At 65.7% G+C, this 21,661-nt stretch carries 26 protein-coding genes; 14 read left to right on the top strand and 12 right to left on the bottom strand.

The window, feature by feature from the left end; translation table 11 throughout:
- Positions 1-15 precede the first annotated feature (15 nt).
- Together WHH00_RS16075 and WHH00_RS16070 are read left to right on the top strand one after the other, a co-directional pair.
- On the top strand, positions 16-591 hold the full coding sequence (locus WHH00_RS16075; protein ID WP_406638644.1) for a helix-turn-helix domain-containing protein: 576 nt from the start codon (positions 16-18) through the stop codon (positions 589-591).
- A 74-nt stretch (positions 592-665) separates the two neighbouring features.
- On the top strand, positions 666-1,319 hold the full coding sequence (locus tag WHH00_RS16070; protein WP_400517064.1) for a DedA family protein: 654 nt from the start codon (positions 666-668) through the stop codon (positions 1,317-1,319).
- A 34-nt stretch (positions 1,320-1,353) separates the two neighbouring features.
- Here the strand turns inward: WHH00_RS16070 and WHH00_RS16065 are convergent, their stop codons facing one another.
- On the bottom strand, positions 1,354-1,860 hold the full coding sequence (locus WHH00_RS16065; protein ID WP_406634313.1) for a MarR family winged helix-turn-helix transcriptional regulator: 507 nt from the start codon (positions 1,858-1,860) through the stop codon (positions 1,354-1,356).
- A 91-nt stretch (positions 1,861-1,951) separates the two neighbouring features.
- On the opposite strand from WHH00_RS16065, the gene WHH00_RS16060 reads away from it, so the two are divergent.
- Entirely contained in the window at positions 1,952-3,142 is a 1,191-nt protein-coding gene (locus tag WHH00_RS16060; protein ID WP_406634311.1) for an acyl-CoA dehydrogenase family protein, read from the top strand.
- Here the strand turns inward: WHH00_RS16060 and WHH00_RS16055 are convergent.
- The 5 genes from WHH00_RS16055 to WHH00_RS16035 form a co-directional block, all read right to left on the bottom strand.
- Entirely contained in the window at positions 3,139-3,924 is a 786-nt protein-coding gene (locus WHH00_RS16055) for a MerR family transcriptional regulator (protein ID WP_406634309.1), read from the bottom strand. The two genes, WHH00_RS16060 and WHH00_RS16055, sit on opposite strands and share 4 nt — an antisense overlap.
- Before the next feature lie 33 nt (positions 3,925-3,957).
- Positions 3,958-4,311, bottom strand: a complete 354-nt coding sequence (locus WHH00_RS16050) for a hypothetical protein (RefSeq protein WP_406634307.1) — start codon at positions 4,309-4,311, stop codon at positions 3,958-3,960.
- Between the two features lie 144 nt (positions 4,312-4,455).
- The gene (locus WHH00_RS16045; protein ID WP_013599688.1) at positions 4,456-4,659 is read right to left on the bottom strand and encodes a cold-shock protein; all 204 of its coding nucleotides are present in this window, start codon (positions 4,657-4,659) and stop codon (positions 4,456-4,458) included.
- Positions 4,660-4,792: 133 nt separating this feature from the next.
- Complete coding sequence (locus WHH00_RS16040; protein WP_406634304.1) at positions 4,793-5,419, bottom strand: response regulator; 627 nt, start codon at positions 5,417-5,419, stop codon at positions 4,793-4,795.
- A complete protein-coding gene (locus WHH00_RS16035; RefSeq protein ID WP_406634302.1) occupies positions 5,416-6,672 on the bottom strand; it encodes a sensor histidine kinase in 1,257 nt (418 codons plus the stop codon). Before WHH00_RS16035 ends, WHH00_RS16040 begins: the two co-directional genes overlap by 4 nt.
- Before the next feature lie 195 nt (positions 6,673-6,867).
- Here WHH00_RS16035 and WHH00_RS16030 point away from each other — a divergent pair, with 195 nt between their 5' ends.
- Together WHH00_RS16030 and WHH00_RS16025 are read left to right on the top strand one after the other, a co-directional pair.
- Positions 6,868-7,437, top strand: a complete 570-nt coding sequence (locus WHH00_RS16030; protein WP_406634300.1) for a GlcG/HbpS family heme-binding protein — start codon at positions 6,868-6,870, stop codon at positions 7,435-7,437.
- Positions 7,438-7,446: 9 nt separating this feature from the next.
- Complete coding sequence (locus tag WHH00_RS16025; protein ID WP_406634298.1) at positions 7,447-8,139, top strand: ankyrin repeat domain-containing protein; 693 nt, start codon at positions 7,447-7,449, stop codon at positions 8,137-8,139.
- 135 nt (positions 8,140-8,274) lie between these two features.
- On the opposite strand, the gene WHH00_RS16020 is transcribed toward WHH00_RS16025, so the two are convergent.
- The 3 genes from WHH00_RS16020 to WHH00_RS16010 are packed head-to-tail and all read right to left on the bottom strand — an operon-like array spanning position 8,275 to position 10,923.
- Positions 8,275-9,465: an acetyl-CoA acetyltransferase gene (locus WHH00_RS16020; protein WP_406634296.1), complete on the bottom strand. Its 1,191-nt coding sequence runs from the start codon at positions 9,463-9,465 to the stop codon at positions 8,275-8,277.
- Positions 9,462-10,160, bottom strand: a complete 699-nt coding sequence (locus WHH00_RS16015) for a CoA transferase subunit B (RefSeq protein ID WP_406634294.1) — start codon at positions 10,158-10,160, stop codon at positions 9,462-9,464. Before WHH00_RS16015 ends, WHH00_RS16020 begins: the two co-directional genes overlap by 4 nt.
- A 31-nt stretch (positions 10,161-10,191) precedes the next feature.
- A complete protein-coding gene (locus WHH00_RS16010; protein WP_406634292.1) occupies positions 10,192-10,923 on the bottom strand; it encodes a CoA transferase subunit A in 732 nt (243 codons plus the stop codon).
- Between the two features lie 176 nt (positions 10,924-11,099).
- On the opposite strand from WHH00_RS16010, the gene WHH00_RS16005 reads away from it, so the two are divergent.
- Complete coding sequence (locus WHH00_RS16005) at positions 11,100-11,894, top strand: IclR family transcriptional regulator (RefSeq protein ID WP_406634290.1); 795 nt, start codon at positions 11,100-11,102, stop codon at positions 11,892-11,894.
- A gap of 108 nt (positions 11,895-12,002) precedes the next feature.
- Here the strand turns inward: WHH00_RS16005 and nadE are convergent, their stop codons facing one another.
- The gene (gene nadE / locus WHH00_RS16000; protein ID WP_231456935.1) at positions 12,003-12,857 is read right to left on the bottom strand and encodes an ammonia-dependent NAD(+) synthetase; all 855 of its coding nucleotides are present in this window, start codon (positions 12,855-12,857) and stop codon (positions 12,003-12,005) included.
- Positions 12,858-12,931: 74 nt separating this feature from the next.
- On the opposite strand from nadE, the gene pyrE reads away from it, so the two are divergent.
- From pyrE to WHH00_RS15980, 4 genes are all read left to right on the top strand, one after another.
- Positions 12,932-13,516: an orotate phosphoribosyltransferase gene (gene pyrE, locus WHH00_RS15995; protein WP_406634288.1), complete on the top strand. Its 585-nt coding sequence runs from the start codon at positions 12,932-12,934 to the stop codon at positions 13,514-13,516.
- A 127-nt stretch (positions 13,517-13,643) separates the two neighbouring features.
- The gene (locus WHH00_RS15990; protein WP_231456933.1) at positions 13,644-14,411 is read left to right on the top strand and encodes a GAF and ANTAR domain-containing protein; all 768 of its coding nucleotides are present in this window, start codon (positions 13,644-13,646) and stop codon (positions 14,409-14,411) included.
- Between the two features lie 111 nt (positions 14,412-14,522).
- Positions 14,523-15,143 (top strand): hypothetical protein, encoded by a 621-nt coding sequence (locus WHH00_RS15985; protein ID WP_406634286.1) that lies wholly within the window; start codon positions 14,523-14,525, stop codon positions 15,141-15,143.
- 84 nt (positions 15,144-15,227) lie between these two features.
- Positions 15,228-16,268, top strand: a complete 1,041-nt coding sequence (locus WHH00_RS15980; RefSeq protein WP_406634284.1) for an alpha/beta fold hydrolase — start codon at positions 15,228-15,230, stop codon at positions 16,266-16,268.
- A 9-nt stretch (positions 16,269-16,277) separates the two neighbouring features.
- Here the strand turns inward: WHH00_RS15980 and WHH00_RS15975 are convergent, their stop codons facing one another.
- Entirely contained in the window at positions 16,278-17,108 is an 831-nt protein-coding gene (locus WHH00_RS15975; protein ID WP_400517048.1) for an HAD-IIA family hydrolase, read from the bottom strand.
- 52 nt (positions 17,109-17,160) lie between these two features.
- Between WHH00_RS15975 and WHH00_RS15970 the strand changes: the two genes are divergently transcribed.
- The 4 genes from WHH00_RS15970 (at position 17,161) to WHH00_RS15955 (ending at position 20,560) form a co-directional block, all read left to right on the top strand.
- The gene (locus WHH00_RS15970; RefSeq protein ID WP_406634281.1) at positions 17,161-17,835 is read left to right on the top strand and encodes a TrmH family RNA methyltransferase; all 675 of its coding nucleotides are present in this window, start codon (positions 17,161-17,163) and stop codon (positions 17,833-17,835) included.
- A 129-nt stretch (positions 17,836-17,964) separates the two neighbouring features.
- A complete protein-coding gene (locus tag WHH00_RS15965) occupies positions 17,965-18,912 on the top strand; it encodes a hypothetical protein (protein ID WP_406634279.1) in 948 nt (315 codons plus the stop codon).
- A 205-nt stretch (positions 18,913-19,117) separates the two neighbouring features.
- Positions 19,118-20,137 (top strand): class II fructose-bisphosphate aldolase, encoded by a 1,020-nt coding sequence (gene fbaA / locus WHH00_RS15960; protein WP_066273592.1) that lies wholly within the window; start codon positions 19,118-19,120, stop codon positions 20,135-20,137.
- On the top strand, positions 20,138-20,560 hold the full coding sequence (locus WHH00_RS15955; protein ID WP_350000844.1) for a DUF3151 domain-containing protein: 423 nt from the start codon (positions 20,138-20,140) through the stop codon (positions 20,558-20,560).
- 152 nt (positions 20,561-20,712) lie between these two features.
- Here the strand turns inward: WHH00_RS15955 and WHH00_RS15950 are convergent, their stop codons facing one another.
- Positions 20,713-21,345, bottom strand: coding sequence for a uracil-DNA glycosylase (locus WHH00_RS15950; RefSeq protein ID WP_406634277.1), 633 nt, complete (start codon positions 21,343-21,345; stop codon positions 20,713-20,715).
- Positions 21,346-21,661: the final 316 nt, after the last annotated feature.

Raw genomic sequence — 21,661 nt, 5'->3', positions numbered from 1 at the left:
GGAGCCGAAGGCGCCATGGATACGGGAACAGACGCGGTGCTCGCATCAGTTGGGCCGCGCCTCCGGGCACTCCGGCTGGCGCGGGACATCACCCTGTCCGCGCTGGCCGACGCCACGGGCATCTCAGTGAGCACCCTTTCCAGGCTGGAGTCCGGCCAGCGCCGGCCAAACCTTGAGCTGCTGCTGCCCCTGGCGAAGGCCTATCACGTCCAGCTTGATGAGCTGGTGGGCGCTCCGGAAACCGGAGATCCCCGCGTGCACCTGCGGCCCATCACAGCGCGGGGGATGACTATCATCCCGCTCACCCGGAAGCCGGGCGGCATCCAGGCCTACAAGCACATCCTGCCTGCAGGGCCGCTGCAACAGCCCAACCCGCAGGTGCACGAAGGCTACGAGTGGCTGTATGTCCTGAACGGAAAGCTCCGGATGGTGCTGGGCGGCCAGGACCTGGTCCTCGGGGCGGGGGAAGCCGCAGAGTTCGATACTCGCGTGCCGCACTGGTTTGGCCGGGCGGATGGAAGGCCCGTTGAATTCCTCAGCCTTTTTGGGACCCAGGGCGAGCGCGTGCACATCCGTTCCAAGCCATCCTGAGCCGCAGGTCCAGCTTTTTCCCAGCTGCGTAAGGTAGACAGGGCTGGACAGCCGGAAGCGGATGGGGGAGCACTATGTTGGGAATGGCGTCAGACGCTGGCGGCTCGACAGATAATTTGACCGGCCTGGTGGGCGTGGCCGCACGGACCATCGAGCACATGGGCGAGTGGGGCGTGGGTGCTTTTACCCTCGCCGAAACGGTGGTGCCGCCCATCCCCAGTGAAGTGATTTTGCCGTTGGCCGGCTACCTTGCCAAGCAGGGGTCCCTGCAGCTGATCCTCGTTTTTATCACCAGCACCCTCGGCGCGTATCTCGGTGCGCTGTTCCTCTACTGGCTGGGCGCAAAACTGGGCCTTCAGCGTTCCATCCGCGGGCTGTCCAGGCTCCCCCTGGTGGACCAGGAGGACTTTGAGAAGGCGGCGGGATGGTTCCGCCGCCACGGCAGGTCCTCCATCTTCTTTGGCCGGCTGCTTCCCGGTGTCCGCAGCCTGATCTCCCTCCCGGCCGGGGCATCCGGAATGCCCCTGGCCACCTTCAGCGTGTACACCCTGGCGGGCAGCGGACTGTGGAACGGGGCCCTGATCGGCCTGGGATACCTGCTGGGCACCCAATACCAGTTGATCGAGCAGTACTCCAGGTTCCTGAACTACGCGGTCTATGCTGCGCTGGGCGTGACGGTCCTCCTGCTCGTGGTGCGGCGGCTCAAGCGGGAGAAAGTCCGGCGCTGACCGGCCACAATCCAAAAAAAGCCCCACGCCTCCGTCATCCCTCAAAGTCGCCGGCGTTCCGGCGGAAGGCGCCAAGGATGCGGATCAGTTGGTCCACGTCGCCGGGATCAAACCCCGGGGCGCTGAACACCTCGGCGTTGAGCGCCGCCGTCGAACGCTTTGCGAGCGTGCGCCCCGCGGTGGTGAGCTCAATCAGCGTGGTCCTGCCGTCAGTGGGGTGCGGGGACCGGTCCACCAGGCCCGCACGCTCAAGCCGGTCCACGGCATTGGTGATGGACGTGGGATGGACCTGGAGCAGTGCGCTCGCCTTGTTCATGGGCAGGGAGCCCTTTCTGGCGAAACTCAGCAGGGCCAGGAGTTCGTAGCGGGCAAACGTCAGTCCGAACGGCCTGAGCGTGGATTCGATCCTGGCCAGCAGGATCTGCTGCGTCCGCATAATGGCTGTGATGGCAGCCATGGGAGCGGCGACGTCCGCCCAGCCCTGTTCCTCCCAGTTCCGCCGTGCTTCAGCAATGGGATCGCGGGGCAAGGGGGTACCCATCGAACACCTTTCTTCCACGTGACGCGCATCACTCATGTACCAGCTGTGTGAATATACTAGGACATCCAATGGTTGGGCGACGCGGAGGTGGATGCCGGTGGGTCCCGAAGGACGCGATGAAGCGCTCCCCTTTCCCGACGCCGACCTCATGTACGTCGCGGACCTCCTGGCGGGGCCCGAACGCCAGCGCTACCTCCGCATCCGTGAGTTCCTGCAGGACCACGTGCGCGGGCCCTCCATTCCCTACTGGAACCGCGAAGAGTTTCCTTTTGGCCTCCTGGCCGAAATGGGCGGCTACGGCCTGGGCGCCCTCCAGGTGGACGGCAGTTCCACCCTGCTCAAGGGCCTGGTCTACGTGGAGCTGGCCAGGGCGGACGTGTCCCTTTCTGCCCTCGCCGGCATCCACAATGAGCTGATCGTCGGCACCATCAACGAGCTGGGATCCCAGGAACAAAAGCACCGCTGGCTGCCGGGCCTGAAAGCCTTTGCCAGCCTGGGGGCGTTCGCGATGACGGAACCGGACCATGGCTCCGATATCTCCGGAGGGCTGGAGACCTCAGCGAGGCTGGTCGGTGGCGAGTGGGTCCTGAACGGGGCCAAACGCTGGATCGGGGCCGGCACCATCGCCGACTTCGCCCTGGTCTGGGCACGCGACGTGGCGGACGGGCAGGTCAAGGCCTTCATTGTGGAGACGGACCGGCCAGGCTACGCGGCTGCCAAAATCTGCAACAAGATCGGCCTGCGGATCATGCAGAACGCGGACATCATGCTGCAGGACGTGCGGATTCCGGCGGCCAACCTGCTTCCCGGTGCTACGTCCTTCAGCAAGGCCAACGATTTATTGCGGGACTCCCGGGCCTGGGTGGGCTGGCAGGCTGCCGGAATCCAGCTCGCCGCGTTCGATATAGCCCGCGCCTACTCGCTGGCACGCCGGCAGTTCGGCAAGGAACTGGCGCAGTTCCAGCTGGTCCAGCAGCAGCTTGCGGACATTTTGGGAAACGCCACGGCCTCCCTGGCGCTGATGGTGCAGCTGGCGCGGATCCAGGAGGAGGGGAAGCTGGACATGGCGCAGGCAGCCGTGGCCAAAGCCACCACCACCAGGCTGGCCCGTGCGTCGGTGGCGATGGGGCGGTCCCTGCTGGGCGGCAACGGCATCAGCGCTGACTTCGAAATGGGCAAGCTGTTTGGCGACGCTGAAATCCTGTACACCTACGAAGGCAGCTACGAGATCAACTCCCTGATCGTGGGGCGGGCCGTGACGGGAAAGTCCGCGTTCGCCTAGAGGTGCTCTTCCGCGTAGGCCAGCAGCGCGTCCCGCACAAAGCGTGCACCTGGCCCGCCGCCGTAATTGGCCGCGAACCGGGCATCGGCGACGTACATCTCCGCCAGGCCCACAACGTACCCCTTGATGCCGCCGCCGTCCTCCGCAGCCGGGGTGCCGGGGATGGACTCCAGCCACTCAACGTGGCGCCGCGCCAGGTCCTGCGCATCGGGAGACACGGGGGAAACCCCTGAACCTGCCGCGGCAATCCAGTCACTGCCCAGTTTCGCGGCGCCGGACTTCCACTCCTGCTGCCCCGCCGCACCCAACCCACGCCACCACGCATCGCTTTTCGCGTAGGCGTCCTTGCCCCAGCGCCCTTCCACCTCGTCTTTGTACTGCGTGTGGTCGAACCCGTCGAACATCTTTTCCGCCACCATGTCGCCTCCGCCTTTCACTGTTTCGATTGTTTGCCGGACGGATGCCATTTGCCGCGTGAGCCGTTCCTGCTCCTGCGCCAGCCACTCCAGGTGCCGGGTCAAGGCCTGCACTGCATCTGTCTGCTGGCGGAAGACCTCGGCAATCGCCGGCAGGCCCAGGCCAAGCTCCCGAAGCAGGAGGATTCGCTGCAGCTGCAGGAGGGTGGCGCCGTCGTAATAGCGGTAGCCGTTGCTGCCCACACGGCTGGGCTTCAGCAGCCCAATCTCGTCGTAATGCCGCAGCGTGCGGCTCGTGGTGCCGGCAAATCGTGCCACGTCCTGGATGGACCAGTCAGGGGCCGGCGTCGCATCTGTTGCATCCATGATCCGAGCGTAGGGGTTGACGCTGCGTCAAGGTCAAGCAGGTTTTTCCGGGAAGCCGTGACCCCGTGGACGGCGGTGTCCGGAGCGGTTCCGGGCCTGTGCCACGAGGCGCCTGAAGGCGAAAATGAACACTGCCTCAATGGCCAGCATCAGGCCCACGAGCAGCCACTGCCCCCGGGCAGCGAAGACAATGCATCCGGTCACCGCCAGGACAGTTCCCAGCGCAAGCGTGTAAACGGCAAAGCCAACGGCGACGCGCGCGCTGCGGACGCCGGTCCGGAACCCGAAGCCCAGGGGTTCACCGCCGGGGTGCCCGGGAACCCGGTCGGGCGCGCCCGGCCCCAGTCTGTCGAACTCTTCCCAAGGGTCCTGGTCCTGTCCCGTCACTCTCCAATTGTCCCAAATCCGGAACCGCACGGGTGGGTGGTCAGGGGAGGCGGGCAACAAAACAGCGGCCCCTCCAGCAAAATGCTGGAGAAGCCGCTGCAGGATACGGGGTTCCGCCGGCGCGGGCCGGCGGTCACCTAAGCCTTAGAGCGGGCGGATGTTCTCCGCCTGCGGGCCCTTGGGGCCCTGCGTCACATCGAATTCAACCTTCTGGTTCTCATCGAGTGAGCGGTATCCGCTGCTGGCGATTGCGGAGTAGTGGGCGAAAACGTCAGCGGACCCGTCATCGGGGGCAATGAAGCCAAAACCCTTTTCGGCGTTGAACCATTTAACTGTGCCTGTTGCCATGGCTGCATTCCTTCGTGTGACTCTGATTCTCTCCCCGTGCCATCGGCCCGGAGTGCGAGGAGAACGTCCCCCGCAGTCCCCAACGTACGGGGCGCAGGCCGTGCTTGCAAGGGTTAGGCAACATTTGGCGAGGTCAGCGCATCCCTTCACGGCGGATTGCGGTGGCTATTGCGGCCGCCCTGGTCTCAACCCCGAGCTTGGCGTAGATGTGGGCAAGATGCGTTTTTACCGTGGCTTCGGAGATGAAAAGGCGCCGGCCCAGTTCGCGGTTGCTCAGCCCTTCGGTGAGGAGGCTCAACAGTTCTGCCTCTCGCGGAGTGAGGATTTCTTCGGGATTGCGCAGTTGCTGGAACAACCGCGATGCCACCGGCGGGCTCATGACGCTCTTGCCTTGTACGGCACCGCGGACGGCGGAAAAAATTTCCTCGGGCGCGGCATCCTTCAAGAGGTATCCCATGGCGCCGGCATCCACCGCCCGCACGATGTCCGCGTCCGAGTCGTACGTTGTGAAGACCAGGATCGCCTGGCCCCGGTTGCGCTCGCGGATTCTGCGGATTGCCTCAATTCCGTCCATCCCGGCACCCATGGCGAGGTCCATGACCACCACGTCGGGGGAATGCTCCTGGACCCGGTCCATGGCTTCTTCCCCGGATGCGGCCTCGGCAATGACGTGGAGGTCCTTCTGCGTTCCCAGCAGGGCCCGCAACCCACTCCTCACCACCAGATGGTCGTCCACCAGCAGCACCGTGATCGGGCTCATGCCGGTGTTCCCTGCCCGCGGTGCCCGTCGGAGGGCACCGGCAGCTGTGCTGCAACGATGGTCCCTTCCCCGGGTGCGCTTTGCACGGAGAAGGTGCCGCCCAGCTGCTCCACGCGCTGCCGCATGGCGCGCAGCCCATAGCCGCCGGCGTCCGACGGCGCTGCTGCCGCCGCCGTATCAAAGCCCGCGCCGTCGTCGTAAATGTCCAGAGTGACCGCCTCCGGAAGGAATCCGATTGTCACGGTGGCGGCGCCGGCAGAGGCGTGCAGACGGATGTTGGAGGCAGCGCTCTGCACCACCCGCAGCAGGGCGTGCCGGAGTTCGGCGGGGACGGGCCGGGGCTCCCCGGTCACCAGGAGCCGGGCTTCGGGGACGTACTGCCGGGCCGCGAGGAGCAGCGCGTCAGGAAGCGGGGAGCCCTCCAGCCCGGGAGAGGCAAGCTCGTGCACCAGGGCGCGGGTTTCGGCCAGGTTGTTCCGCAACAGCGCAGTGGCTTCAAGGAGGCCGGCCCGGGCTGAATCGTGCGGCCACGACCGCCCTGACGCTTCGAGCAGCAGCAGGCTGCTGGCCAGTCCCTGGGTCACGGTGTCGTGGATTTCCCGGGAAACCCGCTCCCGTTCGGCAATGGTGCCGGCGCGGCGTTCACTGGCTGCCAGCTGTCCCTGCGCCAGGGAGACCACGGCGTGCAGGTGGCGCTGCTCCTCGGCGTCGTGCTGGATCCGGTCATAAATCAGCGTCAGCATGACGCCCACTGCCAGGGGCCCGAGGAGCATCGCCAGGTCCGTGCCGTTGCTCAGCCGGAACAGCCCGGCAGCAGTGGCTGCGGCTGTGACCCCGGCTGCGGTGTAGGCCGCCGCGCCTGCCAGGGCACTCCGGCTGAGGAAGAAGAGCGCAAACGAGCACCAGGCAAAGCTCGGCGCTGCGACCACCAGGACAGCCCAGACTGCCACCAGGGCAACCATCCACGGCACCCCGGGCCGCGCCCGCCGGGCCAGCACTGCAACGACGGCGTACAGCAGGCAGGCGGCTGCGGCCAGGCCGAGGACCATGAGGTTGTCAGCGGGGCTGTGCCGCATGACGTACCGGACCAGCGAGGCCACCAGGAGCACGGCGAACCCAAGATGTACGGCCATATCGATGCCGGCCAAGGGGGAACGGCCCGGAGCCGTAGGGGCGGAGTCCGTGCCCGGGGACGGGGCTGGGCCCTCCACGACGGCGTCGTCAGGGGTACGGGCGGAGGCTCGGGTAGGCATGGGATTTCCGGTTCGGGTGGGGGAAGGCTATCCCCAATGCTATTGCTCCCGCCTTCCCGCGTCTCTCAGCCTTTTGGCTGATACGGCTGGCCTTGTGGCGCAGGACGTAACAGCCAAACGCCCGATGGCAGGGCCGGCCGGCGCCGGAAGGATGGAACCGTACCCGAACCGAACATTGCCCATGAAGGAAACACCATGAAGAAGTCCACAAAAGCCCTTGCCGCCGCAGCTGCCGGTGCGCTTGCCCTCACCGCCGGCGTGACGGCCGCCGCGAATGCCGGGCCCGGTCCAGCTCCGGCAGCAGTCCCTGCGGCAGACATCCAGCCCGTGCCGGAAAACGTCGTGCAGCAAAACCGCATATCGGCAGGCGCTTCTGCCCGGGCCGTGCAGGCGGCCCTTGCCAAATGCCAGGCGGACAAGCTGCCGTTCGTCACGGTTGCGCTGGTGGACCGTTTCGGGACAGTGCAGGCGCTGCTGCGCGGGGACAACGCCGCCGAACACACTATCGAGGCCGCCCGGCAGAAGGCCTACACTGCTGCGGCCTTCGGAACCCCCACCAGTGAACTCGCCAAGCGGATCAACGGAACTGGCCCCAGCATTGCCGACCTTCCCGGCACGCTCTTCCTTGCGGGCGGCGTCCCCCTCAAGGTCAACGGGGCCTCGGTGGCCGGCATCGGCGTCGGCGGCGCTCCCGATGGGGCCTTGGATGAGGCCTGTGCTGCGGCCGGCGCGGATGCCATCGCGGTGCCCGGCGCAGCCCAGTAGGCTGGGCACATGCGGTGGTTCGGGGCCCTGTGTTCGGTCCTTGTCCTTGCCATCTCGGTGACAGCGTGCCAGGCGGGAAGCGGGGGACCGCAGCCTCCGGCGGCTTCTCCGCCGTCGGCCCTGGCCTCAGGTGATGCGCACGCGTCCAGCGGGTCCACAAACCCGATGCCGCCGCCAGCCACTCCGCCGAGGCTTTCCTCTGAAGCCCAGGCGCAGCTCGACCAGGAGCTGATTGCCGCCGCCAAGGCCAACAATGAACTTCTGGTTGGTGAGCTGATAGGCCGCGGGGGCAACGTGAACTCCAAGGACGCAATCCAGGACTCGGCGTTCCTCTACGCGGGCGCCGAAGGGTTCAACGGGGTGCTCCGGCTGACGTTGGCCGCGGGGGCGGACGTCGCCAGCACCAACCGGTACGGCGGCACCGCGCTGATACCTGCCAGTGAACACGGCCACGTAGAGACGGTGCGGATCCTGATCGACGCCGGAGTGCCGGTCAACCACGTCAACAACCTGGGCTGGACGGCCATGCAGGAAGCCGTTGTGCTCAATAACGGCGGCCCACGGCAGCAGGAAGTGGTCCGGCTGCTCCTCGACGCCGGTGCCGATCCAAACATCCCGGACCGGGAGGGCAGGACGGCATTGGAGAACGCCGAACGGCTGGGCTTCGCTGGGATTGCTGCCCTGATCCGGTCCCGCGGCTAGGGGGCCGCCTGCCGCAGGCTGTAGCAATCCCCGCCGTCGTGGGGCACATCGGCGCGGAAACGCCGGTGCTAAGGCTCGTTCCAGCCGAAACCGGCCTCAAAGCAGCCCACGACGGCCGTGCACGGCCGCGTGCCCCTAGACGGCTTCGAGGATGCTCACGTAGTTGGCGATGCCCACGCCGCCCATGTTCTGGACGGCGGCACGGCGGGGGGTGGCAAGCTGCATTTCACCGGCGGTTCCGGTGAGTTGCATCGCGGAGATGACGTGCTGCGATACTCCCGTGGCGCCAACCGGGTGGCCCTTGGCCTTCAGCCCGCCTGAGACGTTGACGGGCAGCTTGCCGTCTTTGTACACCCAGCCTTCTTCAATGGCTTGGGCGCCCTGGCCTGGCCCGGTCAGGCCCATGGCCTCGTACATGAGCAGTTCCGCGATGGTGAAGCAGTCATGGACCTCGGCGAAGTCCAGGTCCGCCAGGCCGACGCCGGCCATCGCCAGCGCGCGCTGCCAGGAGACGCGGGTAGCTTCGAACGCCACCGGGTCGCGGCGGGAGGCCGGGAAGAAGTCGTTTGCCTGGCCGAACCCGGCGAGCCGGACAGGCGCAACGGCACTTCCGGCCGGGGACGTGGACAGCACGACGGCGGCCGCCCCGTCCGAGACGGGGGAACAGTCCGTGCGGCGTAGGGGATCGGCCACCATGGGGTTCTTGTCCGAGACCGTGCGGCAGAACTCCTCGCCGAGGTCCTTGCGGAGCTGGGCGTACGGGTTGTCCACGCCGTTGCGGTGGTTCTTGGCGGCGATGGAACCCAGGACATCCCCCAGGTTTGTATCGCCGTACCGCTTTCCGTAGTGCTTGGCCACGTCGGCGAAGAGCCCGGTGAAGCCCGTGGTGGAGGACTTGCCGGCCATGTCGTAGTCGGCGCCCAGCAGGCCGGCGCCCACCACGTCGGCCCCGGCGTGCGTCATCTTCTCCGCACCGATCACCAGCACCGTTTTCGCCGTTCCCGCGAGCAGGGATTTGGTGCCCTGCTGGAACGCGGCGGAGCCTGAGGCGCAGGCGTTCTCCACGCGCGTTGCTGGAACGTTGGCAAGGTCCGCAGAGACCTGCAGTGCCAGCGACGACGGGAACGCCAGCGGCATCATGCCGGAGTTGAACTGCCCCAGGTAGATTTCGTCGATCTGGCCTGGCTCGATCCCGGCATTCGCAATGGCCTCGGTGGCAACCTGGACGATCAGGGACTCGAGGGTCTCCTCTGCCAGCTTGCCGAACCGGCTGTGCCCCCAGCCGGTGAGCAGGACATCCTTGCCAAACTGGTCCTGCAGGCTCATGCCGTAGCTCCTTCCAGGGCTGGTTCCGCCAGCGCCACCGTGAATTCCGCCTCCGTCTTCTCGCGGATTTCTTCTACGGTGACTCCGGGTGCAAGGCGGGTGAGCGTGAGCTGCCGCCCGGCCGTTTCCTGGCCGCTGTCCACTTCGTCCTTGACCAGGTCAAACACCGCGAGGTCGCTGATGATCCGGTCCACCACCCCGAGCCCGGTCAAGGGAAGCGTGCATTCCCGCACGATCTTGGCGCTGCCGTCCTTGGCGTTGTGCTCGGTGAGGACCACCACGCGCGGCGTCCCGGCCACAAGGTCCATGGCTCCGCCCATGCCCTTGACCATTTTGCCGGGGATGGTCCAGTTGGCCAGGTCCCCGCTGCCGGAGACCTGCATGGCCCCGAGGATGGCTACTTTGACGTGCCCGCCCCGGATCATGCCGAAGGACGTGGCCGAATCGAAGATGCTTCCGCCGGGCAGCACGGTGACGGTCTGCTTGCCGGCGTTGATCAGGTCGGCGTCCTCCTCGCCCTCATAGGGGAAGGGCCCCATGCCCAGCAGGCCGTTCTCGCTCTGCAGCACCACCCGCACGCCGTCCGGCAGGTTATTGGCCACCAGCGTGGGAATGCCGATCCCCAGGTTCACGTAGTCGCCGTCGTTCAGTTCTTCGGCCGCAATCGCAGCCATTTCATCCCTGGTCCAGGCCATGGGGTTCTCCTTCGGGTAAGTAGGGTAGCGGTCAGGCCGGTACGGCTTCGGACGCGGGCAGGTTTGAAGCCGGGCGCACCGTGCGCTGCTCGATGTCCTTGACCCGGTCCCTGGCCTGCACGAGGCGCTGCACGTACACGCCGGGGGTGACGATGTGGTTGGGATCCAGTTGGCCCGGTTCCACAATCACTTCCGCTTCGGCGATGGTCAGGACGCCGGCGGTGGCAACAACGGGGTTGAAGTTCCGGGCGGTGTAGCGGTAAATGAGGTTTCCGTCCGTGTCCGCGGTGTGCGCGTGCACAAGCGCGACGTCGGCACGGATGGCGCGCTCGCGGACGTACGTTTCGCCGTCGAACACCTCGTGCGGCTTGCCTTCGGCAACCAGCGTGCCCACCCCGGTCCTGGTGTAGAAGGCGGGGATGCCGGCACCACCGGCACGGAGCCGCTCGGCCAGGGTGCCCTGCGGGGTGAACTCCACCTCCAGCTTGCCGGCCAGGTACTGCTCGGCGAACAGCTTGTTCTCGCCAACATAGCTGGCAATGACCTTCCGCACCCGGCCCGCGTCGATCAGGATGCCCAGGCCTTTGCCGTCCACGCCCATGTTGTTCGAGACCACCGTCAGGTCCTTTACCCCCGAGTCGCGGACGGCCTCAATCAGGTCCGCGGGGATTCCGCTCAGGCCGAACCCGCCCACCGCGAGTGTCATGCCGTCCTGCAGCACGCCTTCCAGCGCAGCGGCGGCAGTCGCTTGAAGCTTTGTCATGAAGTCTCCTCATCGAGCATCCGGGGTAATCCACTTTGTGGACTCATGTTCTGGAAATGGACACTATGAGGGATCCCTAGGCATGTCAAGGAGCCTTTTTATTGCCCAAAACCGCGCATTTCATACTGTGGACGGTAGTATAGGCGCAATCCATAATGTGGACATAAGGGGAGAATATGAACACTTCACCGGTGCAGGGAGCCCAAGTGGTGAGCCGGATTGCAGGTTTGTTACGGCTCGTGGGCCGGAGCGCAGAGGGCATGGCCCTCGCCGGCCTCGTCAAGGAATCCGGCCTTACCCGGCCAACCGTTCACCGCCTCCTGTCGTCACTGGCGTCGGAGGGGCTGCTGGACCACGACCCCGTTTCCGGCAACTGGGTGCTGGGTCCGGAGATCCTCCTGATGGGGTCGGTTGCATCGGCGCGGTTTCCCCTTGAGGACATCGCCCGGCCCAGCCTCCGCCGGCTTGCCGAAGCTACCGGCGAGAGTGCCTTCTTTTCCATCCGCCGTGGTTCCGAAACCGTGTGCCTGCTGCGCGAAGAGGGGAGCTTCCCGGTCCGGTCCTTTGTCCTGCACGAGGGGGTGCGGTTCCCGCTGGGTGTCGCCTCGGCGGGCACCGCGATCCTGGCCTTCCTGCCGGAGGCAGAGCAGGAAGAGCTGCTGGGGAACTGGGCAGGGCACGCGGGGGCTTTCGCTGCGTCACACACCAGGGAGCTGGTCCGGGCCAACCTCGCCCGAACCCGGTTGTCCGGCTACTCAGTGAATCCAGGCCTCGTCCTGGAAGGGAGCTGGGGGATGGGCGCGGCGGTGTTCGATGCCGCCGGCAGGCCCGCCTGGGCGCTTTCCCTGACCGGCATCGAGCCGCGTTTCAAGCCCGAACGGCAGGAGGAACTGGGCGGCCTGCTGATGGCCGAGGCGCACCGCATCACCCAGCAGCTCGGCGGGGAAGGAAAGGCGACGCGGCCCCGCTGAGCCGCCCCGCCTGTGCCGGGAAAGCACGACGGCGCGCCCACCTTCCAGGTGCGGCGCGCCGTCGTGCGTCCCCAAAGGCGGGGAATTCAGCGGTGCATCAGCTGGTTCCTACAGCCCGGTCCGCGGTTCCTCCGGGCCTTCATGCTTCCACCAGGTGTCGAAAATGCTGACAGGGACGGTGCGCTTGTGGCGCGTCCGCAGGTATTTCTCCTCGATTGACGCAGCCACGGATTCAGGCACGTCCCGGCCTTCGAGGTAATCGTCGATCTGGTCGTAGCTCAGGCCCAGCTCGTCCTCGTCGGTGCGTCCCGGCCTGTCGTCCAGGAGGTCCGCCGTGGGCACCTTCTCCCACACGCGGGCGGGCGCTCCCAGTTCGGCCAGCAGCGCCCGGTTCTGCCGCTTGTTCAGGCCGAACAGCGGAAGGATGTCCGCGCCGCCGTCGCCGTACTTTGTGAAGAAGCCCGTCACCGACTCTGCGCCATGATCCGTGCCGATCACCAGGTAGTTGTGTTCTCCCGCCAGCGCATACTGGGCGATCATGCGGGTCCGTGCCTTGGTGTTGCCTTTGTGGAAGTCGGAGATTTCAGTGCCCACGGTCTTCTCGAACTCATCCTCGAAACCGTCCACGGCGGCGGAGATGTTGAAAGTCCACTCGGTCTTGGGCTTGATGAAGTCGAGGGCTGCCTGGGCGTCTTCCTCGTCATGCTGGACGCCGTAGGGCAGGCGCACCGCCACGAAATTGGCTTCCACTCCTTCGGCTTCAAGCTCCTCGACAGCCAACTGGGCCAGCTTTCCGGCGAGGGACGAGTCGAGGCCTCCCGAAATGCCCAGGACGAAGCCCTTGGTGTGGGTGGCCTTGAGGTAGTCCTTCAGGAATGTGACGCGCTTGCGCACCTCCCCGGCGGGGTCGATCCGGGGCTGAACGCCCATTTCTTCAATGATCTTTGCCTGGAGTTCGCGCATGAGGTCCAGACTAGCCAGCTGCGGCGACAGGCCTCAAGCATCCACACCGGCCCGCCCGCACTAAACTGGAAACCATGACTTCCCCCAGTGACACTGCAATGGATACTGCAGCCGCCCGCGCCCGACTGCTGGAACTGATCAAGGAACTCGCCGTGGTCCGCGGCAAGGTAATCCTCTCCAGCGGAGCCGAGGCTGACTACTACATCGACCTCCGCCGGATCACGCTGCACCACGAGGCTTCAAAGCTGGTGGGCCAGGTGATGCTGGCCCTGGCGGACGACGCCGGCATCGACTTTGAGTGCGCCGGCGGGCTCACCATGGGCGCTGACCCGGTAGGTACCGCGGTCATGCACGCCGCCGTGGATGCCGGGCGGACCGTCGATGCGTTTGTGGTCCGCAAGGCCCAGAAGTCCTACGGCATGGGCCGCCAGGTGGAGGGCCCGTCCGTGGAAGGCCGCAACGTCCTGGTCCTGGAGGACACATCCACCACCGGAGGCTCTGCGCTGACGGCAGTGGAAGGCGTCCGGAAAGCCGGAGGCAACGTGGTGGCTGTAGCCGTCATCGTGGACCGCGACACCGGAGCAAAGGAAAAAATCGAAGCAGAAACCGGTGTGCCCTACCTGTTCGCGTTCGGCAAGGACGAGCTCGGCTTGTCCTGAGCCGCTTTCGCCGCCACGCCACGCAGGTCCAACAGGCCGGCTGCCCCGCAGCGGCCTGTTGGACCGCAACGCGGGGCTGTTCTATCATGTGCGATAACCCCTTTTTCCCGTACGGAGAACGTGCACCATGCTCCCCCCTGAACAACCCCTGAGCACAACCGACCAGGTCCAGAACCTCATTTTGGAAAGTGCCGACTTCGAGGACTTCCTTAACGAACTGGCACGTTTTTCCGCGCACCAGATGGCCGGCGACGGCGACGACGCCCTGTGCGGCATCACCCTGCTCCGCGACCGCAAGGCCGCCACCATCGGCTGGAGCAGCGATTCGGCCCGGGAAGTGGACGAGATCCAGTACTCCCTTTCGCAAGGACCTTGCCTCACGGCGGCCAAGGAGGAACGCGAAGTCAACGTTCCGGACCTGTTTGACGAGAACCGCTGGGGCCCTGACTACGCTGCAGCCGTGGCCTCCCACGGGCTGCGCTCGGTACTGTCCCTGCCCTTCAACCTCCAAGGGGAGGCAAAGGCGGCGCTCAACCTGTACTCCGACGCTCCGCACAAATTCGATGAGCGTGCCGTTGCCCGTGCCCGTGAATTCACCCGCGAGATCTCACAGGCGCTCCGCCTGGCGGTGCGCTTCTCGCTCCACACCGACAGCGCCGCCAACCTCCGCGCCACCCTGGAGTCCCGGACCATCATCGACCTCGCCATAGGCATCGTGATGGCCCAGAACAGGTGCAGCCAGGAGGCGGCAGTTGCCATCCTCACCGAGGCCTCAAGCAACACCAACACCAAGCTCAGGGACATCGCCAAGTCCCTGGTGGACTCGGTGGGAGGCACCGGTAGCCGCACCCACTTCCAGGAGCCGGGAAAGCGGCAGGCTGACCAAAGCGCCTAGCCGGCAACCGGCACACCTCGTTGTTACTGGCGGGTTGTGCCCGGCTTCCGTGGGGGGTTACGCTTACGGAGGTTGAGCCGTCGGCCATAGACACCCTCTTTTGGAGTACCTATGGACCGCGCGTTAAATGCATTTGTTAACCTTGATGTCCCCGCCGACGTCGTCCGCGTTGATATCAGGGGCACCTTAAACCAAAGCTCCCGCCCTGAACTCGTGCACATCGTCCGGCGCGTCCGGCGGATGGGCATCCGCTCCCACATCCGTGTTGACCTCTCCGATGCTGGGAAGGTGGAGTCTTCTGCCCTTGCCGGCCTTCGGAGCGACCTCAACGCCATCGACAGCGATACGCTGCCAGGAATCTATGGCAACGGCGTTTCATTGGCCTTTTCCCCAAGCGCCGATGGATGGGCCGCCAAGCCGGATCCGGCCCAGCCGCCGCTGGCACTCATCGACGTCCTCACCGACCTGACGGAGGACGGAGAAGACTTTGCCGATGGCTACCCGCTGGTTCCGACCGGACGCCTGGAAGAGTTGTGCGGCCGTCCGCTGGAGGAATACTCGGATGCGGAACTGCTGACTGCAAGCGACTGGATTTTCGGCCTGCTGGACACCCCCAGTACCTTCGCCGGCCCGGACCTGCTGGGACGGTACAACGACATTGGACTGGAGTTCCGGAGGCGCCGGCAGCAGGCAGCGCCCCTTCCCGCCTCGGAGGACCAGGCCGCCAGTTGAGAGGGCCCTGCTGGCCCCGGCGTCACCCAATGGTTACACCGGGATTCTTGCGGCGGCGTCTTCGGGTGTGCCTACGGTAGAGCCGTGCCGTATGAGGGGGAGGTAAGTCCACAGGGCCGGCCCGGGGTCCCGGGGGCCCGGCTGCTGGCAGAAGGTGCTGCCCTTAAACAGTTCTCGCGGCGGGGATTCCTGGCGGGGACCGGTGCGGCCGGCCTGCTCGCGGCAGACATGCTGCTGACCCGGCAGGTGCAGGCCCAGCGCCGCACGGACCGGATCCTCCCCGTTGCCGACGATTTCGCCGATGCCTACTATCCGGATGCCAGCTGGTTCCTGTTCCCCGGATACAAGACCAGCTGGGAGGAAGCGCAATGGATCCTCAACTCCCTCCGGGGGGCCCTCAACAAGCGGGCGCGGCTGGCTGCCGTGGGGTACTCCAACCAGGGCCTGGACATTGACGACATCGTTATTGCCGTCATCGAATACGTCAGGGCCCAGAAACTCACCAAGCTGTTTTTCTACGGCCACAGTTTCGGCGGGATGGTGGCCACCCAGGTTGCTGCGCGCCTCCTGGAAATCCACGGTGTGGAGGTCCAGTTCATCGTGCTGGACTCAAGCCCCTACAGCAAGCACGATGTCCTGGACCAGAGCTGGTTCGACGGCGTGGTGTTCCTCTACGAGCGGGGCTTCCGGTTCCCGTCCACACTGCGCGGAGGGTACGAACTGGGGGAGCGGGTCATCCACAAGGACGAACGGAGCTGGCGCCAGATCCTCGACCAGACCCTCGAGCAGCTTTCCCCGATTGCCCCCTCAAGCCTGCTGATCCAGTCCGAATCTGCCTATATCTACTACTTCGACGGCAGCAGGTTCGCCGGGAAGCTGGGGGGTGCCAAAATGGCCTACATCGGCAACCCCCGGGACCGCACCGTCCGGTACCAGACGGCCGTGGAGGCGTGGGCCGTGGCGTTCAAGGCCAATATGGTCGCGAGCAGCCTCCACACCGAAGGCGCCAGGCCGGCCCACGCAAGCCCCGGATGGAACCCCAACGTGTACCGGCCGGTCCTTGAACAGCTGCTGGACGAGCACTTCCCGCTTCCGCGCGGCGGATCCCGGGTAACGGTTTTCTAAAGGCTCCTGTTAAATCTGGTTCTTCAGGTCGGCCACAGAGTTCAGGACCTGGTTGGGCCGGAACGGGTACGAGGCAATCTCCTCGCGCTGGGTGATGCCGGTCAGGACCAGGACGGTGTGCAGGCCGGCTTCCATGCCCGCGATAATGTCCGTGTCCATCCGGTCCCCGATCATCGCCGTGGTTTCGGAATGGGCGTCAATCTGGTTCATGGCCGAGCGGAACATCATCGGGTTGGGCTTTCCCACAATGTAGGGCTCGCGTCCGGTTGCCTTGGTAATGAGCGCGGCAATGGCCCCGGTGGCCGGCATGGGGCCGTCCTTGGACGGCCCGGTGGCGTCCGGGTTGGTGGCGATGAACCGGGCGCCTGCCAGGATGAGGCGGATGGCCATGGTGATCGCCTCGAAGGAATAGGTGCGGGTTTCGCCGAGCACCACGAAGTCCGGATCCTGGTCGGTGAGGATGAAGCCTGCCTCGTGCAGCGCCGTCGTAAGTCCCGCCTCACCGATGGTGTACGCGCGGTTCCCGGACCCCGAACCTTCCACCTGGTTCTTCAGGAACTGGGCGGTGGCCAGGGCCGAGGTCCAGATGTTCTCCTCCGGGACCTCCAGCCCGGAAGCGCGCAGCCTGGCAGCCAGGTCCCGCGGGGTGAAGATGGAGTTGTTGGTAAGCACCAGGAAGCGCTTGGAAGTGTCCACCCAGCGCTGGATGAGCTCGGCGGCGCCTGGGACTGCCTGGTTCTCGTGGACCAGGACACCGTCCATGTCCGTAAGCCAGCACTCGATCTCCTGGCCGCTGCGGTATACCGCCGGGTTTCCTGCTACCTGGTCTGCTTCTGCCACGACTACCTCCACGGGTGATGAATGCTCCAGTGGTCCAGTCTAGTGTTGAGGGGTGAACCAAGCGCCCGGCCTCCCAGACGAACCCGACCCCCAGCCTGAGGGGGCCGGCCCGCACACGGTGGAGGTCGGCGTCGGGCCCTGGGAAGGCGAACTTCCGGAAGGGGACCACTGGGATCCGGATCTCCTCGCCGACGGCGACCGCCGCAACGTCCTGGACAAGTACCGGTACTGGAAGCACGAGGCGATCGTGGCGGAACTCGACTCGCGGCGCCACACCTTCCACGTCGCCATCGAAAACTGGCAGCACGACCTGAACATCGGCACGGTGGTGCGGACCGCCAACGCGTTCCTCGCCAAGGAAGTCCACATCATCGGACGACGCCGTTGGAACCGGCGGGGCGCCATGGTCACCGACCGCTACCAGCACGTCCGCCACCACCCCACGGTTGAGGACTTCGTGGCCTGGGCGAAGGGGGAAGGGCTGGCGATCATCGGGATCGATATCTTCCCCGATTCGGTTCCGTTGGAAACCTACGAGCTGCCCAGGGACTGCGTCCTGGTGTTTGGCCAGGAAGGGCCCGGGCTGACGCCGGAAGTCCACGAGGCCGCCGTGGCCACCCTGTCCATCGAACAGTTCGGCTCCACCCGGTCCATCAATGCGGCTTCCGCCGCCGCCATCGCCATGCATGCCTGGGTGCGCCGGCACGTGTTCAACCAGCACGTCTAGCTCCGCGAGATGGCACTTGACGGCAGTCCGAGCGGCCCGCACTGCCGTTAAGTGCCATCTCGCGCGGGGTGAGGAGGCCCAGGCTGTGGATAACTCAGATCGTGCACCACTAACGAGCCAGAATGAGGGATGCGCAGGGCCATCCTTCCCGACCATTTGAACAGTGGTTCGTTCTCCCTCCGGGCCTCGGACAAGGCGGGAGTCACCCGGACCCGGACGGCGGCAAAGGACCTGGTGACCGTCTCGCGCGGGATCCGGGTGCCGGTGCATTCCGGCGCCACGGGATCAGCAGCTTTGCGTGCGTACACGGACCTTGACGACACCTCCATCCTCACGTCATTATCGGCGGCGCATGTCTGGGGCGCGCCCCTATCGGCCCGATGGAGCGGCGACTGGAGGATCCACCTTGCCCGGCGCCGTGGCTTCAGCTTCCCGCGACGGGCCAACGTCATAGGCCACCTGCTGACCTTCCTCCCGGGCGAGGTGGTGGAGTACGACGGCGTCCGGCTCACTTCGCCCGCGCGGACGTGGCTGGACCTTGCCGGCCTGCTGACGGTGGAGGAGTTGGTAGCCGTTGGTGACCATCTGGTCTGCTGCCATGGGCCCGTGTTCCCCCTGCCCAGGCAGGCCATGTGCGGAATTGATGAATTGCGGGACATCATCGGCCGGCACCGGGGAATGCGGGGCGTCCGAACAGCGCGGGAGGCAGTTGAGTTGATCCGCGTGGGCAGCGACTCGGCCCCTGAAACCAGGATGCGTCTTGCGCTCGTTGATGCGGGGCTGCCCGAGCCGGTGCTGAACCACGTGCTGTTCGACGGCCGCGGCGTCCCGGTCCTGTGGCCGGATGCGGCTTATCCGCGCTGGGGCATTGCGTTGCAGTATGACGGCGGACATCATGCAGGCGAGGAGCAGCACTTGCGGGATATTGACCGGCAGGATCGGACCGACGTATACGGCTGGCTGGAGGTCAGGGTTGACAAACATCACCTCGAAGGTGACCGTCCCGCCGTCGTATCCAAGGTCCGGAGGGCATTGCAGAGCCGGGGATGGACGCGAGATGACACATCACAGCAATAGATGGCAGCAACACTGCTGTGAAGTGCCATCTCGGGTGTGGGCCGCCCACGCCTGCCGGGTCCCCTGGGCGCATGCCCGCCAAGTCGGGGTGCGGGCGGGGCGTAACCCAGAACACGCCCGGCCCGGAAATGACTAGGATGGTGCTAGCCGTAAGCGGTACTCCAGGGTTACCAGCCCACAGACGAACCTCAGCATAGGAGTCAGCATGCCCATTGCAACCCCAGAGATCTACTCCGAGATGATCGACCGCGCAAAGGCGGGCGGCTTCGCATTCCCGGCCGTGAACGTGACGTCCTCCCAGACGCTGAACGCGGCCCTGCGCGGCTTCGCCGAAGCCGAGTCCGATGGCATCGTCCAGGTCTCCACCGGCGGTGCAGCCTACTGGTCAGGCGCCTCCACCAAGGACATGGTTGCCGGTTCCCTGGGCTTCGCCGCGTTCGCCCGCGAAGTTGCCAAGAACTACGGCGTCAACATCGCCCTGCACACGGACCACTGCCCCAAGGACAAGCTGGACGGTTTCGTCCTGCCCCTGCTGGCTGCTTCCGAGGCTGAGGTCAAGGCCGGGCGCAACCCGATCTTCAACTCGCACATGTGGGACGGCTCCGCCGAGACCCTGCAGGAAAACCTGCGCATCGCCCGCGAACTGCTGGAGCGCACCGCTGCCGCCAAGATGATCCTCGAGGTCGAAATCGGCACCGTGGGCGGCGAGGAAGACGGCGTTGAGAACGAAATCAACGAGAAGCTCTACACCACCGTGGAGGACGCCCTGGCCACCATCGACGCACTGGGCGCCGGCGAGAACGGCCGGTACATCACGGCCCTCACCTTCGGCAACGTCCACGGCGTTTACAAGCCCGGCGGCGTGAAGCTGCGCCCGGAGATCCTCAAGGACATCCAGGCCCAGGTGGGAGCGAAGATCGGCAAGGACAGCCCGTTCGACCTCGTGTTCCACGGCGGCTCCGGCTCTTCGGACCAGGAAATCGCGGACGCAGTCTCCTACGGCACCATTAAGATGAACATCGACACCGACACCCAGTACGCCTACACGCGCCCGGTTGCGGACCACATGTTCAAGAACTACGACGGCGTCCTGAAGGTCGACGGCGAAGTGGGCAACAAGAAGACCTACGATCCCCGCGTCTGGGGCGCCTCCGCCGAAGCCGGCCTGGCAGCCCGCGTGGTGGAAGCCACCAAGCAGCTCGGTTCGGCCGGAAAGACTTTCTAGATGTCGGACGAGTTCCGCCGGAACCTGATGGGCCCGGAGCCCACGCTCCTGCCTGCCGAGACCGAGGTCTACCAGCAGCTGGACGCGGGCCAGGAAGCCCTGGACCTCGTGGCCAAGCACCCCACTTCATCGCTGTTGTGGGCCGTGCTGGCCGAGGAGGCCTGGGCTGAGGGCCGCACCATCGATTCCTACGCCTACTCCCGGGTGGGCTACCACCGGGGGCTGGACTCGCTCCGCCGCAACGGCTGGCGAGGCGTGGGGCCCATCCCCTGGGAGCATGAGCCCAACCGGGGGTTCCTGAGGGCCCTTTACTCGCTGGGCCGGGCTTCCGCCGCGATTGGCGAGGCAGAGGAACCGGAGCGGATCGAGAAGTTCCTCAACGATTCCGATCCCTTGGCCAAGGCTGCGATCGAGGCGAAGTAACAAGCGCAGGTTAAAGCGCGACGGCGGGTGGTCACCTTTTTGAAAAAGGTGACCACCCGCCGTCGTTCTCCCGGTAGTTTTTGTCCAGATATGCAGCCTGGGACGCCATTTTGGGCTGCGTATCTGGACAAAAACTCAGAGCGGTGGGGGAGTTAGCTGGCTTTCTGCAGGCCCGTCCGTGCCATGGCGTCGGCGTAGGCCACGCGCATGTCCTCGAGGTACTCCTCCTGGCGGGCGGGCGAACCGGCGAACGCGCGGCCGCTGAGGGAACGCACCTTGTAGGTCTTCAGGCCACGGCGCCACAACAGCGGCACTTCGGTCTTCAGCAGCAGGTTGGCGAGGCGGTTGGCCTCTGTGCCATGCGCCACAATGACTGAGGCGCGGGGGACAAGCGCAAGGAACTTGAGCAGCGGCTTGAGGCCGGCAGAGATCTGGTCCGGAGTGAACTTGCCGTTGGGCTCGCCGGGCAGGTGCCACGGGTGGACGTTCCACGGCATCACGAACTCGGGGCGCAGGCCCAGCTTCCACTGGATACCCAGCATCCGGGTGGCGGCGTCGTGGTCCCCGGGGGTGATGAAGCCGGACTTGTCCGCCTCCCCGATGTTCGAATACAGGCTGATGATGCGGCACTCGTCCACATCGTGCATCGGGTCGACGTAGGGCACCTCGGTGCCGGGCTTGGCGTCCCGCAGGGAATCGCACAGTTCATTGACGGCCGCGACGTTGGGCTCGTAGCGGCGGCTCAGGAGTTGCTCATGGAAAGATTCGGGTGCCAGGGCTGTCATGTAGTGCTTGATCTCCTGCGGGGATTGTTGTTGCTTCCGCCGGTGAAAATGGGCGCACGATGGCACAGCTCATCAACGGCGGTTAATTGGGGTGGGCCGATTCCTGGTCGACCTCTTTCAGTTTAGCAAGCCCCGCAAAACGAAACGCCGGGCCGGGCCACCCAATAAGAGCGCGGGCGCATAGTTTCGCAACGTAATAACTGACTGCAGATTACTGTCACGTCCATTGACAGCAAACGTTGAGGTTGGTTGGCTTTTGTCACAGCCTGCACATGGGGGATCACCGCCGGCTGGACACACCCCAATGCACTCGAAA

The organism is Pseudarthrobacter quantipunctorum (assembly GCF_045291495.1).
GTDB classification, from domain to species: domain Bacteria; phylum Actinomycetota; class Actinomycetes; order Actinomycetales; family Micrococcaceae; genus Arthrobacter; species Arthrobacter quantipunctorum.
Note: the sequence above shows the minus strand (reverse complement) of the source record. Positions and strands in the feature narration are given on the sequence as shown.

Bases quoted from the DNA above. Each gene is read 5' to 3' on its own strand.
- WHH00_RS16030 (WP_406634300.1), top strand. From the start codon at position 6,868: ATGAAGAAGTCCACAAAAGCCCTTGCCGCCGCAGCTGCCGGTGCGCTT.
- WHH00_RS16035 (WP_406634302.1), bottom strand. From the start codon at position 6,672: ATGCCTACCCGAGCCTCCGCCCGTACCCCTGACGACGCCGTCGTGGAG.
- WHH00_RS16075 (WP_406638644.1), top strand. From the start codon at position 16: ATGGATACGGGAACAGACGCGGTGCTCGCATCAGTTGGGCCGCGCCTC.
- WHH00_RS15990 (WP_231456933.1), top strand. From the start codon at position 13,644: ATGCTCCCCCCTGAACAACCCCTGAGCACAACCGACCAGGTCCAGAAC.
- WHH00_RS15950 (WP_406634277.1), bottom strand. From the start codon at position 21,345: ATGACAGCCCTGGCACCCGAATCTTTCCATGAGCAACTCCTGAGCCGC.
- WHH00_RS16025 (WP_406634298.1), top strand. From the start codon at position 7,447: ATGCGGTGGTTCGGGGCCCTGTGTTCGGTCCTTGTCCTTGCCATCTCG.
- nadE (WP_231456935.1), bottom strand. From the start codon at position 12,857: ATGCGCGAACTCCAGGCAAAGATCATTGAAGAAATGGGCGTTCAGCCC.
- WHH00_RS16010 (WP_406634292.1), bottom strand. From the start codon at position 10,923: ATGACAAAGCTTCAAGCGACTGCCGCCGCTGCGCTGGAAGGCGTGCTG.
- WHH00_RS16070 (WP_400517064.1), top strand. From the start codon at position 666: ATGTTGGGAATGGCGTCAGACGCTGGCGGCTCGACAGATAATTTGACC.
- WHH00_RS15965 (WP_406634279.1), top strand. From the start codon at position 17,965: ATGCGCAGGGCCATCCTTCCCGACCATTTGAACAGTGGTTCGTTCTCC.
- WHH00_RS16020 (WP_406634296.1), bottom strand. From the start codon at position 9,465: ATGAGCCTGCAGGACCAGTTTGGCAAGGATGTCCTGCTCACCGGCTGG.
- WHH00_RS16060 (WP_406634311.1), top strand. From the start codon at position 1,952: ATGCCGGTGGGTCCCGAAGGACGCGATGAAGCGCTCCCCTTTCCCGAC.
- WHH00_RS16055 (WP_406634309.1), bottom strand. From the start codon at position 3,924: ATGGATGCAACAGATGCGACGCCGGCCCCTGACTGGTCCATCCAGGAC.
- WHH00_RS16005 (WP_406634290.1), top strand. From the start codon at position 11,100: ATGAACACTTCACCGGTGCAGGGAGCCCAAGTGGTGAGCCGGATTGCA.
- WHH00_RS16015 (WP_406634294.1), bottom strand. From the start codon at position 10,160: ATGGCCTGGACCAGGGATGAAATGGCTGCGATTGCGGCCGAAGAACTG.
- WHH00_RS16045 (WP_013599688.1), bottom strand. From the start codon at position 4,659: ATGGCAACAGGCACAGTTAAATGGTTCAACGCCGAAAAGGGTTTTGGC.
- fbaA (WP_066273592.1), top strand. From the start codon at position 19,118: ATGCCCATTGCAACCCCAGAGATCTACTCCGAGATGATCGACCGCGCA.
- WHH00_RS16040 (WP_406634304.1), bottom strand. From the start codon at position 5,419: ATGAGCCCGATCACGGTGCTGCTGGTGGACGACCATCTGGTGGTGAGG.
- WHH00_RS15985 (WP_406634286.1), top strand. From the start codon at position 14,523: ATGGACCGCGCGTTAAATGCATTTGTTAACCTTGATGTCCCCGCCGAC.
- WHH00_RS16065 (WP_406634313.1), bottom strand. From the start codon at position 1,860: ATGGGTACCCCCTTGCCCCGCGATCCCATTGCTGAAGCACGGCGGAAC.
- pyrE (WP_406634288.1), top strand. From the start codon at position 12,932: ATGACTTCCCCCAGTGACACTGCAATGGATACTGCAGCCGCCCGCGCC.
- WHH00_RS15955 (WP_350000844.1), top strand. From the start codon at position 20,138: ATGTCGGACGAGTTCCGCCGGAACCTGATGGGCCCGGAGCCCACGCTC.